Below are 14,928 nucleotides of genomic sequence, written 5' to 3'. Positions count from 1 at the left end.
TCGCCGGATTATACCGCTTTTCCTCTCTGACGCAACACAATGTATGCTTGACCTGGATCAACCAAAAGCGCAGATAGCGGAAAAGTGAGTATAAATCACTCACGTTGAAACAGGCGATAAAGGCTAACAACCGTTTGAATCTTAGCAATTTTAAGGATGAATGGCCTGTCCCGACCGCCTGTCGTAAACCAAGTGCTGGATATCCTTTTCTTTTTTACCAACAGAGAAATTTTCAAGCAGCGACCGAAACCATGCCAAAAAAATCGTCCGGATATCCAGGGCGCAGACCACGCTCGCAAACGTTTGCTTTCCCTGTTAGAATTGCGCCGAATTTAACTTTTACCGCAAGAAAAAACGTGGGGAACCAGGCAGTGACCGATAAGACCTCTCTTAGCTATAAAGATGCCGGCGTCGATATTGATGCGGGTAACGCTCTGGTTGATCGAATCAAAGGCGTAGTGAAGAAAACTCGCCGCCCGGAGGTTATGGGCGGTCTGGGCGGTTTCGGTGCGCTGTGCGCGTTGCCGCAAAAATATCGTGAACCGGTACTGGTTTCCGGCACTGACGGCGTAGGCACCAAACTTCGCTTGGCAATGGACTTAAAGCGCCACGACGCTATCGGTATTGATCTGGTGGCAATGTGTGTAAACGATCTGGTCGTTCAGGGCGCGGAACCGCTGTTTTTCCTCGATTACTATGCCACGGGTAAACTGGATGTCGATACCGCTGCCAGCGTGATCAACGGTATTGCCGAAGGCTGCCTGCAATCCGGCTGCGCGCTGGTCGGCGGCGAGACGGCGGAAATGCCGGGCATGTATCACGGCGAAGATTACGATGTGGCGGGTTTCTGCGTCGGCGTAGTCGAAAAATCAGAAATCATCGACGGCTCCCGGGTTGCCGAAGGCGACGTGCTGATTGCGCTCGGCTCCAGCGGCCCGCACTCGAATGGATATTCGCTGGTGCGGAAAATTATTGACGTTAGCGGCTGCGACCCACAAACCACTCTGTTGGAAGGGAAGCCGCTGGCCGATCATCTGCTTGAACCGACCCGTATCTACGTAAAATCGGTTCTGGAACTGATTGTAAACGTCGATGTGCACGCTATCGCCCACCTCACCGGCGGCGGCTTTTGGGAAAATATTCCGCGCGTTCTGCCGGAGAATACCCAGGCGGTAATTAATGAGTCGTCCTGGCAGTGGCCCGCCATCTTTACCTGGCTGCAAACCGCCGGTAATGTCAGCCGACATGAAATGTACCGAACCTTTAACTGCGGCGTCGGCATGGTGATTGCGCTCTCCGCTCCGGAAGCGGACAAAGCGCTTGCTCTGCTAAACGAGAAAGGTGAAAACGCATGGAAAATCGGTATCATCAAAGCCTCTGATTCCGAACAGCGTGTGGTTATTGAATAATGAATATTGTGGTGCTGATTTCCGGCAACGGAAGCAATTTACAGGCGATTATCGATGCCTGCGAAGCGAAGAAAATTAAAGGCACCCTCAGGGCAGTATTCAGCAATAAGGCCGACGCGTTCGGCCTTGAACGCGCCAGAGAAGCCGGCATTCCGGCGCAAGCGCTGACAGCCGATCGGTTTGACAGCCGCGACGCCTTCGATCGCGAGTTGATTCGCAAGATAGACGCGTATGCGCCCGATGTGGTTGTGCTGGCCGGTTTTATGCGTATTCTGAGTCCGATGTTTGTCGCGCATTACTACGGGCGTCTGCTGAACATTCACCCTTCCCTGCTACCAAAATATCCGGGGTTGCATACCCATCGCCAGGCGCTGGAAAACGGCGATGAGGAGCACGGTACCTCGGTACATTTCGTGACAGACGAACTCGACGGCGGCCCGGTCATTCTCCAGGCGAAGGTGCCGGTTTTTGCCGACGACAGCGAAGATGATATCACCGCACGCGTACAGACTCAGGAACATGCGATTTATCCGCTGGTGATTAGCTGGTTTGCGCAGGGGCGTCTAAAGATGCGCGATAACGCCGCCTGGCTGGACGGGCGTCGTCTGCCGCCGCAAGGTTATGCGTCTGACGAATAATATGTCATCGAACAGGACTGCGTCTGCTTGCCGGATGGCGGCATAAATGCCTATCCGGCCTACTCTTTTCCCTTCCTTTATGCTATCAGTTTATTGTCATATTTTTCTGACGCTGTTGGACATTAACGCGTAATGCTCGCCATAATTATCAGGCAGTGTCCCGTGAATAAAACGGAGTATAGGTAGTAATGGGTCAGGAAAAGCTATATATCGAGAAAGAGCTGAGCTGGTTAGCATTTAACGAACGCGTGTTACAGGAAGCGGCGGATAAATCCAACCCGTTGATTGAGCGGATGCGGTTCCTGGGAATCTATTCTAATAACCTCGACGAGTTCTACAAAGTGCGTTTCGCTGAACTGAAACGACGCATTATTATCAGCGAAGAGCAGGGTTCAAATTCTCATTCACGCCATTTGTTAGGCAAAATTCAGTCCCGCGTGTTGAAAGCAGACCAGGAGTTCGACGGCCTGTACAACGAATTACTGCTGGAAATGGCGCGTAATCAAATCTTTCTGATCAACGAGCGTCAGCTCTCGGTGAACCAACAAAGCTGGTTGCGCCACTATTTTAAGCACTATTTGCGCCAGCATATTACCCCGATTCTCATTAACCGGGAGACGGATCTTGTTCAGTTTTTAAAAGATGATTACACCTATCTGGCGGTGGAGATTATCCGCGGCGACACCATCAACTATGCGCTGCTGGAGATACCGTCCGACAAAGTCCCACGCTTCGTTAATCTGCCGCCGGAGACACCGCGCAGACGCAAGCCGATGATCCTGCTGGATAATATTCTGCGCTACTGCCTGGATGACATTTTTAAAGGGTTCTTCGACTATGACGCGCTCAATGCCTATTCGATGAAAATGACCCGCGATGCCGAATATGACCTGGTGCATGAGATGGAATCCAGTCTGATGGAGCTGATGTCCTCCAGCCTGAAGCAGCGCCTGACCGCTGAACCTGTGCGCTTTGTCTATCAACGCGATATGCCCGCCGCGCTGGTCGACGTGCTGCGGGAAAAACTGACGATCTCCCGGTATGACTCAATCGTACCCGGCGGGCGCTACCACAATTTTAAAGACTTTATTAATTTTCCGAATGTCGGTAAAGCCAACCTGGTCAATAAACCGTTACCGCGGTTACGCCATCTTTGGTTTGATAAAGAGAAGTTTCGTAACGGTTTCGACGCGATTCGTGAACGTGATGTGCTGCTCTATTATCCTTATCACACCTTTGAACATGTACTGGAACTGCTACGCCAGGCGTCGTTTGACCCAAGCGTGCTGGCGATCAAAATCAATATTTATCGCGTAGCGAAAGACTCGCGCATTATTGACTCGATGATCCATGCCGCCCATAACGGCAAAAAAGTCACCGTGGTGGTGGAGTTGCAGGCGCGCTTCGATGAAGAGGCAAATATTCACTGGGCCAAGCGGTTAACCGAAGCGGGCGTCCACGTTATTTTCTCTGCGCCTGGGCTGAAAATTCACGCCAAACTCTTTCTCATCTCACGAAAAGAGGGCGATGACGTGGTGCGTTATGCGCATATCGGCACCGGTAACTTCAACGAAAAAACGGCGCGGCTGTATACCGATTATTCGCTGCTGACCGCCGATGCGCGCATTACCAATGAAGTGCGCCGGGTCTTTAATTTTATTGAAAACCCCTATCGCCCGGTCACTTTCGATTATTTGATGGTTTCTCCACAAAACTCACGGCGTCTGCTGTATGAGATGATCGATCGTGAAATCGCCAATGCCCAGCAAGGCTTACCGTCAGGGATTACGTTAAAGCTTAACAACCTGGTCGATAAAGGGTTGGTCGACAGGTTATACGCCGCGTCGGGTTCGGGCGTCCAGGTCAATCTGCTGGTGCGCGGTATGTGCTCTCTTATTCCGCAACTGGAAGGAATTAGCGATAATATTCGCGCGATTAGCATCGTGGATCGCTATCTTGAACACGATCGGGTTTATATTTTCGAAAACGGCGGTGATAAGCAAGTTTGGCTCTCTTCAGCTGACTGGATGACGCGTAATATTGACTACCGTATCGAAGTCGCTACGCCTATCCTCGACCCGCGGCTTAAACAACGCGTCCTGGATATCATTGACATTCTGTTTAGCGACACGGTAAAAGCGCGTTTTATCGATAAAGAACTCAGCAACCGCTACGTACCGCGCGGCAATCGCCGCAAAGTTCAGGCGCAGCTGGCAATTTATGACTACATCAAATCACTCGAGCAACCAGACTAACGCTATGCCAATTTACGATAAATCCCCTCGCCCGCAGGAGTTCGCTGCGGTCGATCTCGGCTCAAACAGCTTTCATATGGTCATTGCCCGCGTGGTTGACGGCGCAATGCAGATTATCGGGCGCTTAAAACAGCGCGTCCATCTGGCGGACGGGCTGGGCGCAGATAACAAACTCAGCGAAGAAGCCATGGAACGGGGGCTTAGCTGTCTGTCGCTGTTTGCTGAACGCTTACAAGGTTTCTCCCCTTCCAGCGTTTGTATCGTAGGCACCCATACGTTACGTCAGGCGCAAAATGCCGCTGATTTTCTCAAACGCGCGGAAAAGGTTATTCCCTACCCGATAGAGATTATTTCCGGTAACGAAGAAGCGCGCCTGATTTTTATGGGCGTAGAACATACGCAGCCGGAAAAAGGCCGCAAGCTGGTGATCGATATCGGCGGCGGGTCAACAGAGCTGGTCATTGGCGAAAACTTCGAACCCAGGCTGGTTGAAAGCCGTCGTATGGGCTGCGTGAGCTTCGCGCAGCTCTACTTTCCCGGCGGCGTTATCAATAAAGAAAACTTCCAGCGCGCCCGAATGGCGGCAGCGCAAAAACTGGAAACCTTAACCTGGCAGTATCGTATTCAGGGTTGGAACGTGGCGATGGGCGCTTCCGGTACGATTAAGGCCGCTCATGAAGTTCTCCTGGCGCTGGGTGAGAAAGATGGCTTCATTACGCCGGAGCGCCTCGATAAACTGAAGTCAGAAGTGTTGAAGCACCGCTCCTTTAATGCGCTCAGCCTGCCGGGTCTGTCTGAAGAACGAAAAGCGGTCTTTGTGCCGGGCCTGGCGATTCTGTGCGGCGTTTTTGATGCTCTGGCTATCCGCGAGCTTCGCCTTTCCGACGGCGCGTTGCGCGAAGGCGTGCTGTATGAAATGGAAGGCCGCTTCCGCCATCAGGATGTTCGCAGCCGTACCGCAAAAAGTCTGGCCAATCAATACAACATTGACAGAGAACAGGCCAGACGCGTGCTGGAAACCACCATGCAGATGTACGAGCAGTGGCAGGCCCAGCAGCCAAAACTGGCGCATCCGCAGCTTGAAGCGTTGCTCCGCTGGGCGGCAATGCTGCATGAGGTTGGACTGAATATTAATCACAGCGGTTTACATCGCCATTCGGCTTATATTCTGCAACACAGCGATTTGCCCGGCTTTAATCAGGAGCAGCAAATGATGATGGCGACGCTGGTGCGTTATCATCGTAAAGCCATAAAACTAGATGATATGCCCCGCTTTACGCTGTTTAAGAAAAAACAGTATCTGCCGTTAATCCAGCTACTTCGGCTGGGCGTATTACTGAACAACCAGCGGCAGGCGACCACCACGCCGCCGACGCTGCGGCTAACGACCGATGACAGCCACTGGACGTTATGTTTTCCGCATGACTGGTTCAGCCAGAATGCGCTGGTACTGCTTGATCTGGAAAAAGAACAGCAGTACTGGGAAGCGGTAACTGGCTGGCGTCTCAATATTGAGGAAGAAAGCTCGCCGGAGATCGCCGCGTAAATTGTGGATCAGACGCCGCGCTGCGGCGTCTGCCTTTACTGAATCTCAGATAATAGCTGCGGCTCGCCAATTAAATATCCCTGAAGATAGTCGATCCCCAACGACAGCACGACGCTTCGTATTTCTTCGCTCTCGACATACTCCGCGACGACCTGCATATTTTTCATTCGCGCTAAATGACAAATAGAAGCCACAATCTGATAATCGAGACTGTTTGACACTATATTGCGAATAAAACTGCCGTCAATTTTAAGAATATCGGCGTCAACGTTTTTCAGCCGCGCATAGCTGGCGTAGCCAGTACCGAAATCATCAATCGCTATCTGACAGCCAAACTGCTGTAGCTGTCCCAGCGTCAACTGCGCCTGCTCAGCATTGGTGAGAGAGTTGCTTTCCGTTACCTCAAAAACCAGTTGCCAGGGTTCAACCTGATATTGCGTAAGCAGCTGCTTAACTTCTGCAGGAAAACGAGCGCGGCATACCGATGTTGGCGACAGATTAATGGCAAAACGATGCGCGGGCATATATTCCCGGCTGGCCGCCATAAACCGCAGCGTGTTTTCAATCACCCAGAGATCGATAGCGGAAGACAAACCAAACTCATGCGCCACGGGTAAAAAATTGTCCGGGTTGATAACGTCGCCGTTGTCATCCCTGAGTCGCAGTAAAATTTCATGGTAAACATCCCCACGAACACCGAAAATAGGCTGCGCCATCAGGAAAAAATGATCGTGCTCCAACGCCTGTTGCAGCCGATTCATCATCGCAATTCTGCCCTTCAAATCGCGCTGCAGGTGCATTGCGCCGCGCCGCTGTAAATCCTCCGGCGCGTTAGTCGTCAACGAAAGATCGGAACTGGTGCTTAATTCGCCTAGCAGAAGATAAAGGTGGCTAACCGGAGAACGTACGCAGCAGTAGCTCACGCCGACAGGCGGCTGTAGCGGCAGTCCGTCCCAGATAAACCGAAACTGCTTAATATGTTTATCCAGCGCTTCAATACGCTGCTGATGCGCCTCTGTATTAAGACGCAGCACCAGGTCGTGCCCTGACATCTGGTAGACGCACTCATTTGAGGCCAACATCGGCGTAATCCAGTGAGAGAGCTTTTGCTTATACTGGATGCGTAACATGACGCCATAATTTTTACCCAATAGCTCCAGACCCGGCACGTGTAAAAAACAGATCGTAGACCAGGGTGCATTTTTAAGCGCGCGATTTAACGCACGTAAATTGGGAAGATGTACAACCGGGTCAAGATAGGCCAGGCGCCGTGCGCGACCACTCACTACGCGCTGACGCGTGGCCAGTACAGACATATAATTAACAATAAAAGAAAAAACCAGATAGCTCGAAGAGGTAATCGCTAATTGCGTATCATAACCTGAATACCAGGGCATATAACGCTGATAATAATGAATCGACGTAATTAGCACGACGGCCCAGATAATTGAAATAAACTTATAGCCATAGCGCATCGCGCCCCACAGCATGACCGGCAATAATAACGAAAGCGTATAGTTGGTACTAAATATTGAACTATTATCAGTCAATGGCATACACAGTATAAACATTAGTGTAGTCAATACGGCCAGCCAAATAACGATCTCTTTTTTAGTGGCCTTGCTATCAATCTGTAGCTTTAATTGCTGATAATACCCTCGCAGGTGCAGCGGATTGCGGAGAGTACGAATAATAAAATAGCACAATGGCACGCCGATAAGGTTACCGACCAGTAACGCCTGGTAATTAATCAGCGTGTTGATATTAAAGGGCATTACCCCCATCAGGCTGGCTTTGCTTTCGTACATGCCAACAAAAGCGGCAAACTGGTAAATGACCAGAAATAATGTCGCTGAACAAAATACCTGCCAGAACATTCGTTGAAACAACAGGTGGGCGTCGCCGTGGGAAACATTGTTTCGCCGGGGGGAAAAGACACGATAGCCGCCCCAGCTTAGCACGATAGTAATGATAAAGTGCATCGTCACAGAAAGGGTTTCATACAGCCCTGTCTGCGGGTATCTGCGCCAGAAGATAGCAAGCACAATACCCGGCAGTGCTGCCCAGCCGAAAAAGAGCATCAGACTAAGCATAAAAGCTAACGGGAGGTAAAAAAGAACCACATTTCCAGTGCTGGTAAGCGCATAAGTATTTGCGCTACTTAAAACAGGTAGTAAAATCGAAGGAAGGATGAGCGGTAGTCCCCACCATTTATCTCTGATATTTATATAAGTTTTATTCAGCTTCATAGATGCTCAGCAGAACCCCCCAATCCCAAAGGGGCGTTAACAGACAGGCATCCCACCTGACTTTAAATTGATGATGCGATATACATCACACGATAGTCATCGATTGTAATTATTAAACAAAAGTAACATTTGATTTAAGTCAATTATTACCTTTCTCCTGCAGCCTTTATTCGTCTTTTTATTCTTTGTTATCATTAATTTATTATTAATGTAAATACTAAAATTATCTTCCATAACAATATAAGATAAATCAACTGACGCAATTTTACATTAAGAGGAATTGACCATCGGTTCGCAGTATGCCTTAATGTAGAGTGAACGCAGGCTTGTTACGTTCTTCGCCCTGATAATACCCTTGAAGAACTCAGCCTGATCCCGCCCATACCGCTGGGCCAACGTTAAGGAACCCTTTGTGAGTCAGGCCAACAGTATGCGAAAACGACATCGATTTAACACTCGCATGACCCGTATCGTACTGCTTATCAGTTTTCTCTTCTTCTTTGGACGTTTCGTCTACTCTTCTATCGGCGCCTGGCAGCACCATCAGGATAAAAAAGAAGCGCAACAGTCATCGCTTTCTGTCACCACGCCGGGACAACGTTAAGCTGTTATCCGTTAAAATAGTGATGGCGGTATTATCGTCACAGGTTTGCCGTGTTATCCAGCGCTCTGTTACCCCCTTCCCTGGCTTAGCATGAACCGATAAAAACAAAGCATCGCATTATCTAATGCTTTGTTTTTTAGTATAAAAAAACAATCAACTACAAGAAACGATAGTTTACTTTTTTTAAGATTAGTCTTAAATACATTCCTTTTTGCGTTATTACCTAAACAAGGAATTGTGATGAATTTAAAAAAAAAATGCTTTGCCTCTGGTTTTGTTTGCCTCTTTTTCTCTTGCCGGATGCCAGTCCAATGCGGATGACTACGCCGCAGATGTTTACCAAACCGGGCAGTTAAACGCGAAGCAAGAAACAAAGACCGTCAATATTATCTCTGTTTTGCCAGCGAAAGTTGCCGTAGATAACACCGCCAATAAAAAAACCGCTCAGACCTTCGGCGCAATTCTTGGGGCTGTAGCGGGCGGCGTTACTGGTCATAACGTGGGCTCAGGTAGCGGTTTGGGTACTACTGCCGGCGCGGTTGGCGGCGGAGCCGTTGGCGCAGCGGCGGGTTCATTAGTTAAAGATAAAACGTTAGTTGAAGCCGTATCTTTGACTTACAAAGAAGGAACGAAGGTTTATACCTCCACCCAGGTGGGAAAAACGTGCCAATTTACCACCGGTCTGGCTATGGTGATATCGACCAAAGATAACGAAACGCGAATTCAACCCAATACGAAATGTCCTGAGAAAAGCTAACTATCAGGAGATTTTATGAAGAAAGTTATTTTAGGCGCTGTTTTATTCACCCTAAGCGGCTCGGTTTTATCTTCTTCTTTGCAGGATCAGCTTGCGGCGGTAGCCCAGGCTGAACAGCAAGGAAAAAATGAAGAAAACAGACAGCGTGATGCTCTGCAAGCCAAACGAGATCAAGAGGCTCAACAGGAAAGACAAAGGCAAGCCAATGCGGCAGCGGTTGCTAAGCAGCGAGCAAAAGCGGCAGAAGCTGAACGGAAAGCACGGCAAGCAAAATTGGCAGCGGAAGCCGCGCAAGATAAAGCGCGCGATCAAAGCTACGAAGATGAGCTTCGTCGTTTAGAAATTCAGAAACAAAAACTGGCGCTGGCCAGGGAAGAGGCCCGGGTAAAAAGAGAAAATGAATTCATCGATCAAGAGCTGAAAAGTAAAGCTGCCCAGACAGATGTTATTCAATCTCATGCTGATGCAAACAGAAATCTATCTGAAGGCGGTCGCGATCTGCTGCAAAGCGAAGGTAAAGCCCGAGAGGAAAAGGCAAGCGGCTGGTTTAACTGATTTCGCTAATCATTTATGACCAGTAAAAAACCTCTGCGTGAGCGGAGGTTTCTGTCTGGTCGCACAGTATTTTCGCTGTTCAGGACGGGTCACCCTACATAAAAAAGCCCGCGCAAGAAAAAGAAGCTTTAGCGTTAACGCAAAAAGACAACCCACTCAATGGGTTCAGACCATGATCAGACGCTTAAAGAGCAACCGCGGGATATCCTGCCTAGGTGATAAGATCACATGCGCGGTTACTAAGATTCCCTCGACCGAATACAAAACCCGATAGCCTTCAGCGTGGTTAAACTCCCGGTAGCTGGCACAAGTTCAGGGCAAATCTGGCATCCCAGCGGGCACTGACGTACGGTACTCTCAAACTGTGTGAGTATCTCTGTGATAACCGGATGCGGCTCAACCTCAACGCACTTCAGGAAACCCGCTATTGTGTCGATGCAGTGCTTTACCGTAAACGTATACTCAAAGGTCACCTGCGGTTCCGCCCTATCCGCCATAGTCAATGCGAAATCAGGAAGATAACCATCGTGGAAGGAGAATAAGGTGACCAGTCCCATACGTCAGAATTTGTTTTGTAAAGAGCCCATTAAGCTCTGAAATTTTTTAGGCGTAGTCGGCCTGGTGCCAGAAGCGAACATTGGCTGAATTGAAAGTAGCCATGATGTGTTTTCATTATGGCCTGTTACGTTAGAATAACCTCGTTGAAAACGATAGAGCTGGAGTAAAAATGTTTGCTGATTTTGGTATCGTGAATTTCTGGACGTATCTGCTTGGTGCGACACTGATAGTCCTTGCTCCTGGCCCTGAGACCATGTTCGTGATTAAAACAAGCATTACGAGCGGCATCAAACGAGGCTTTGCTGCAATATTTTCCATTCTCATGAGTGACGTACTTCTGGTTCTGCTGGCATGGTGTGGGCTGGCTGCGGTCATAAGCTCAACCCCTGCCTTGTTTAACGCCATCAAATACGCAGGTGCTGCCTATCTTTTCTATCTCGGTGTCCAGACGATACGCACTATCTTTAAGCCAGCTATCGAAACGAGTGAGGAAAAGAAATCTTCAGCTAATGCTAAGGGGATCATCGGACGCGGAATGCTGGTTACTCTACTGAATCCAAAGACGCTACTGTTCTATATCTCTTTTTTCGCCCAGTTCATCAATGTTCAGGCTGAACACTCCTGGATGGCGTTTATCATTCTTGCTGCGGTAATGTTCGCGATTACTCTCGTTTATTTCGGCTTCCTCGTTTTCTGCGGCTCTTATCTGCTAAGCCGTCTGAAAGGCAACCGTAGATTATCAACCATTGGAAACACGCTGGTAGGTATGTTCTTCATTGGATTTGCAGCACGACTCGCAAGCGTCACTTCCTAACTGAACAACTAAACCGCCTCACGGCGGTTTTTTTACGTTCTTACGCTGGATGGGACGACCTCTCCTCGCTCACAGCGGACATTGTAGTCTGGCTTTCCTGCATGCAATTCGAGGAAAACTATGAGTGAGCTGAGACAGCACAAAACGTTGTCGCATTCGCTCGAACTCCTGCTGCTTACTCCATCGATCTCGTACTGTTTACTTTTCCGAGGATTACGTCAAATTTGCCGTCAGGAACTGTGCGCCACATAGAAAATTCATGAATGCACATAAATAAAAACCCTCTGCAAAAACAGAGGGTTAAATTCACTTTTACCTGTTCATGAAAACACAGGAAGGGTTATCGACTTATTCCCACTCAATGGTAGCTGGTGGTTTACCGCTGATGTCATACACCACACGGGAAATCCCGTTGACTTCATTGATGATGCGGTTGGAAACACGACCCAGGAAGTCATACGGCAGATGCGCCCAGTGCGCAGTCATAAAGTCGATGGTTTCGACGGCACGCAGGGAGACCACCCAATCGTACTTACGACCATCGCCCATGACGCCTACGGAACGGACCGGCAGGAAGACGGTGAACGCCTGGCTGACTTTGTCGTACAGATCCGCTTTGCGCAGCTCTTCAATGAAGATAGCGTCCGCGCGACGCAGCAGGTCGCAGTACTCTTTCTTCACTTCACCCAGAACACGAACGCCGAGGCCCGGACCCGGGAACGGGTGACGGTACAGCATGTCGTACGGCAGGCCCAGCTCCAGACCAATCTTACGCACTTCGTCTTTGAACAGCTCTTTCAGCGGTTCAACCAGCCCCATCTTCATCTCTTTCGGCAGGCCGCCGACATTGTGGTGAGATTTGATGACGTGCGCTTTACCGGTTGCAGACGCCGCAGATTCGATAACGTCAGGGTAGATGGTGCCCTGCGCCAGCCATTTCACGTCTTCCAGTTTCAGCGCTTCTTCGTCGAACACTTCCACAAAAACACGGCCAATGATCTTACGCTTGGCTTCTGGATCGTTTTCGCCAGCCAACGCGGACAGGAAGCGCTCTTCCGCCGGAACGTGAACGATATTCAGGCCAAAATGGTCGCCAAACATGTCCATCACCTGCTCGGCTTCGTTGAGACGCAGCAGGCCGTTGTCGACGAATACACAGGTCAGATTTTTACCGATCGCGCGGTGCAGCAGCATCGCGGTGACGGAAGAATCCACGCCGCCGGAGAGACCGAGGATCACTTTATCGTCGCCTACCTGCTCGCGAATGCGCGCCACGGCGTCGTCGATGATCTTCGCCGGCGTCCACAACGCTTCACACTGGCAGATATCACGCACAAAACGCTCCAGCATGCGCATCCCCTGGCGGGTGTGAGTCACTTCCGGGTGGAACTGTACGCCGTAGAAGCGTTTTTCTTCGTTAGCCATGATGGCGAACGGGCAGCTCTCGGTGCTGGCGACGGTCACGAAGTCGGACGGAATCGCCGTCACTTTATCGCCGTGGCTCATCCACACGTCCAGCAGCGGTTTGCCGTCTGCGGTCAGGGAATCTTCAATACCGCGAACCAGCGCGCTGTCGGTCAACACTTCGACCTGCGCATAACCAAATTCACGCTCATTAGAACCTTCTACATGACCGCCAAGCTGCATCGCCATGGTCTGCATACCATAGCAAACGCCAAATACCGGCACGCCTGCTTCAAAGACATACTGCGGCGCGCGCGGGCTGTTTTCTTCGGTGGTGCTTTCCGGGCCGCCGGAAAGAATAATGCCGCTTGGGTTGAAGTCACGAATTTGTGCTTCTGTCACATCCCACGCCCACAGTTCGCAGTAAACACCCAGCTCACGCACGCGGCGCGCAACCAGTTGAGTGTACTGAGAACCGAAGTCCAGAATGAGGATGCGATGCTTATGAATGTTTTCCGTCATTGACGCTTATTCCGAGGCAAGTGAAACAGATTAAATAAATCGCCCGACGCGAAGGTCGGGCGAAGAAAATCAGGAGCCCAGACGGTAGTTCGGGGACTCTTTGGTGATGGTCACGTCGTGAACGTGGCTTTCCTGGATACCCGCACCGCTGATACGCACAAACTCCGCTTTAGTACGCAGTTCGTCGATGGTAGCACAACCGGTCAGCCCCATACAGGAGCGCAGGCCGCCCATCTGCTGGTGAATGATCTCTTTCAGGCGACCTTTATAGGCTACGCGGCCTTCGATACCTTCCGGCACCAGTTTGTCGGCGGCGTTGTCGCTCTGGAAGTAACGGTCAGAGGAACCTTTGGACATCGCGCCCAGCGAGCCCATGCCGCGGTAAGATTTGTACGAACGGCCCTGGTACAGTTCGATTTCGCCCGGGGATTCTTCCGTACCGGCCAGCATAGAGCCCACCATTACCGCGCTCGCGCCTGCGGCGATGGCTTTGGCGATATCGCCGGAGAAGCGAATACCGCCGTCAGCGATAACCGGAATTCCGGTGCCTTCCAGCGCTTCAACTGCGTCGGAAACAGCGGTGATCTGCGGAACGCCCACACCAGTCACGATACGAGTGGTACAGATGGAACCCGGGCCGATACCCACTTTCACCGCGCTGCAACCGGCTTCCGCCAGTGCGCGAGCGCCTGCGCCCGTCGCAACGTTGCCGCCGATGATTTGCAGGTCAGGATATTTAGCGCGCGTCTCACGGATACGTTGCAACACGCCTTCTGAATGACCGTGAGAGGAGTCGATCAGCAGTACGTCAACGCCTGCCGCCACCAGCGCGTCAACGCGCTCTTCGTTGCCCGCGCCTGCGCCGACCGCCGCGCCGACACGTAAACGGCCCTGCTCATCTTTACAGGAGTTTGGTTTACGTTCCGCTTTCTGGAAATCTTTTACGGTAATCATGCCAAGCAGATGGAAGTTATCATCAACGACCAGCGCTTTTTCTACGCGTTTTTCGTGCATTTTTGCCAGCACGACTTCACGGGCTTCGCCTTCACGAACGGTCACCAGACGCTCTTTCGGCGTCATGTAAACGCTAACCGGCTGGTTCAGGTCAGTCACAAAACGCACGTCACGACCGGTGATGATACCCACCAGCTCGTTATCTTCAGTCACCACCGGATAGCCCGCAAAACCGTTACGCTCGGTCAGGGCTTTCACTTCATGCAACGTGGTGGTTGGCAGGACGGTCTGCGGGTCGGTCACTACGCCGGACTCGTGTTTCTTCACGCGGCGAACTTCTTCCGCCTGGCGCTCAATAGACATGTTTTTGTGGATAAAACCGATGCCGCCTTCCTGGGCCAGGGCAATTGCCAGACGCGCTTCCGTCACGGTGTCCATCGCCGCAGAAAGCATAGGAATATTCAGACGAATAGTTTTCGTCAACTGCGTGCTGAGATCGGCAGTATTCGGCAAAACGGTGGAGTGAGCGGGAACAAGGAGGACGTCGTCAAACGTCAGGGCTTCTTTAGCGATACGTAGCATGGGCAATATCTCACCTGGGAGGTTAATAAATATTGCCGCGGCATTATACAGAACGTAATCGGTTGCATCTACATTTTTTTG

The 14,928-nt window shown here is 50.7% G+C and carries 12 protein-coding genes and 1 pseudogene; 8 read left to right on the top strand and 5 right to left on the bottom strand.

Going from position 1 to position 14,928, the window contains the following annotated elements:
• Positions 1-371 precede the first annotated feature (371 nt).
• The 4 genes from purM (at position 372) to ppx (ending at position 5,848) form a co-directional block, all read left to right on the top strand.
• The gene (gene purM, locus HU143_RS06655) at positions 372-1,409 is read left to right on the top strand and encodes a phosphoribosylformylglycinamidine cyclo-ligase (protein WP_023227043.1); all 1,038 of its coding nucleotides are present in this window, start codon (positions 372-374) and stop codon (positions 1,407-1,409) included.
• Positions 1,409-2,047, top strand: coding sequence for a phosphoribosylglycinamide formyltransferase (purN, locus tag HU143_RS06650; RefSeq protein ID WP_001028589.1), 639 nt, complete (start codon positions 1,409-1,411; stop codon positions 2,045-2,047). The genes purM and purN overlap by 1 nt, the downstream gene beginning before the upstream one ends.
• 188 nt (positions 2,048-2,235) lie before the next feature.
• Positions 2,236-4,302, top strand: a complete 2,067-nt coding sequence (gene ppk1, locus HU143_RS06645) for a polyphosphate kinase 1 (RefSeq protein ID WP_000529555.1) — start codon at positions 2,236-2,238, stop codon at positions 4,300-4,302.
• 4 nt (positions 4,303-4,306) lie between these two features.
• The gene (gene ppx, locus HU143_RS06640; RefSeq protein WP_001123330.1) at positions 4,307-5,848 is read left to right on the top strand and encodes an exopolyphosphatase; all 1,542 of its coding nucleotides are present in this window, start codon (positions 4,307-4,309) and stop codon (positions 5,846-5,848) included.
• Positions 5,849-5,883: 35 nt separating this feature from the next.
• Here the strand turns inward: ppx and HU143_RS06635 are convergent, their stop codons facing one another.
• Positions 5,884-8,097 (bottom strand): sensor domain-containing phosphodiesterase, encoded by a 2,214-nt coding sequence (locus tag HU143_RS06635; protein WP_023227042.1) that lies wholly within the window; start codon positions 8,095-8,097, stop codon positions 5,884-5,886.
• 96 nt (positions 8,098-8,193) lie between these two features.
• Positions 8,194-8,331, bottom strand: coding sequence for a hypothetical protein (locus HU143_RS06630; protein WP_001581698.1), 138 nt, complete (start codon positions 8,329-8,331; stop codon positions 8,194-8,196).
• Positions 8,332-8,509: 178 nt separating this feature from the next.
• Between HU143_RS06630 and HU143_RS06625 the strand changes: the two genes are divergently transcribed.
• The 3 genes from HU143_RS06625 to HU143_RS06615 all read left to right on the top strand — a co-directional run bounded on the left by HU143_RS06625 (position 8,510) and on the right by HU143_RS06615 (position 10,013).
• The gene (locus tag HU143_RS06625) at positions 8,510-8,701 is read left to right on the top strand and encodes a YfgG family protein (protein ID WP_000075924.1); all 192 of its coding nucleotides are present in this window, start codon (positions 8,510-8,512) and stop codon (positions 8,699-8,701) included.
• A gap of 262 nt (positions 8,702-8,963) precedes the next feature.
• Positions 8,964-9,458 (top strand): glycine zipper 2TM domain-containing protein, encoded by a 495-nt coding sequence (locus tag HU143_RS06620; protein ID WP_001131774.1) that lies wholly within the window; start codon positions 8,964-8,966, stop codon positions 9,456-9,458.
• A 15-nt stretch (positions 9,459-9,473) separates the two neighbouring features.
• Positions 9,474-10,013, top strand: coding sequence for a DUF5384 family protein (locus tag HU143_RS06615; RefSeq protein ID WP_000755800.1), 540 nt, complete (start codon positions 9,474-9,476; stop codon positions 10,011-10,013).
• Between the two features lie 165 nt (positions 10,014-10,178).
• Here the strand turns inward: HU143_RS06615 and HU143_RS06610 are convergent.
• Positions 10,179-10,510 (bottom strand): annotated as a pseudogene (locus HU143_RS06610) (type II toxin-antitoxin system RelE/ParE family toxin).
• Positions 10,511-10,740: 230 nt separating this feature from the next.
• Between HU143_RS06610 and leuE the strand changes: the two are divergent.
• Complete coding sequence (leuE, locus tag HU143_RS06605; RefSeq protein WP_000457102.1) at positions 10,741-11,385, top strand: leucine efflux protein LeuE; 645 nt, start codon at positions 10,741-10,743, stop codon at positions 11,383-11,385.
• A gap of 348 nt (positions 11,386-11,733) precedes the next feature.
• Here the strand turns inward: leuE and guaA are convergent, their stop codons facing one another.
• Both guaA and guaB read right to left on the bottom strand, forming a co-directional pair.
• Positions 11,734-13,311 carry a glutamine-hydrolyzing GMP synthase gene (guaA, locus tag HU143_RS06600; RefSeq protein WP_000138296.1) on the bottom strand — a complete coding sequence of 526 codons (1,578 nt, stop codon included), beginning with the start codon at positions 13,309-13,311 and terminating at the stop codon, positions 11,734-11,736.
• Positions 13,312-13,380: 69 nt separating this feature from the next.
• Positions 13,381-14,847 carry an IMP dehydrogenase gene (gene guaB / locus HU143_RS06595; RefSeq protein WP_000944174.1) on the bottom strand — a complete coding sequence of 489 codons (1,467 nt, stop codon included), beginning with the start codon at positions 14,845-14,847 and terminating at the stop codon, positions 13,381-13,383.
• Between the last annotated feature and the right edge of the window lie 81 nt (positions 14,848-14,928).

This window comes from Salmonella sp. SJTUF14076 (assembly GCF_015534835.1).
GTDB lineage: Bacteria > Pseudomonadota > Gammaproteobacteria > Enterobacterales > Enterobacteriaceae > Salmonella > Salmonella enterica.
Note: the sequence above shows the minus strand (reverse complement) of the source record. Positions and strands in the feature narration are given on the sequence as shown.

What these genes read in the sequence shown, in the direction of transcription:
- purN (WP_001028589.1), top strand. Translation starts at nt 1,409, where the DNA reads ATGAATATTGTGGTGCTGATTTCCGGCAACGGAAGCAATTTACAGGCG.
- ppk1 (WP_000529555.1), top strand. Translation starts at nt 2,236, where the DNA reads ATGGGTCAGGAAAAGCTATATATCGAGAAAGAGCTGAGCTGGTTAGCA.
- ppx (WP_001123330.1), top strand. Translation starts at nt 4,307, where the DNA reads ATGCCAATTTACGATAAATCCCCTCGCCCGCAGGAGTTCGCTGCGGTC.
- HU143_RS06635 (WP_023227042.1), bottom strand. Translation starts at nt 8,097, where the DNA reads ATGAAGCTGAATAAAACTTATATAAATATCAGAGATAAATGGTGGGGA.
- HU143_RS06630 (WP_001581698.1), bottom strand. Translation starts at nt 8,331, where the DNA reads ATGGAAGATAATTTTAGTATTTACATTAATAATAAATTAATGATAACA.
- HU143_RS06615 (WP_000755800.1), top strand. Translation starts at nt 9,474, where the DNA reads ATGAAGAAAGTTATTTTAGGCGCTGTTTTATTCACCCTAAGCGGCTCG.
- leuE (WP_000457102.1), top strand. Translation starts at nt 10,741, where the DNA reads ATGTTTGCTGATTTTGGTATCGTGAATTTCTGGACGTATCTGCTTGGT.
- guaA (WP_000138296.1), bottom strand. Translation starts at nt 13,311, where the DNA reads ATGACGGAAAACATTCATAAGCATCGCATCCTCATTCTGGACTTCGGT.
- guaB (WP_000944174.1), bottom strand. Translation starts at nt 14,847, where the DNA reads ATGCTACGTATCGCTAAAGAAGCCCTGACGTTTGACGACGTCCTCCTT.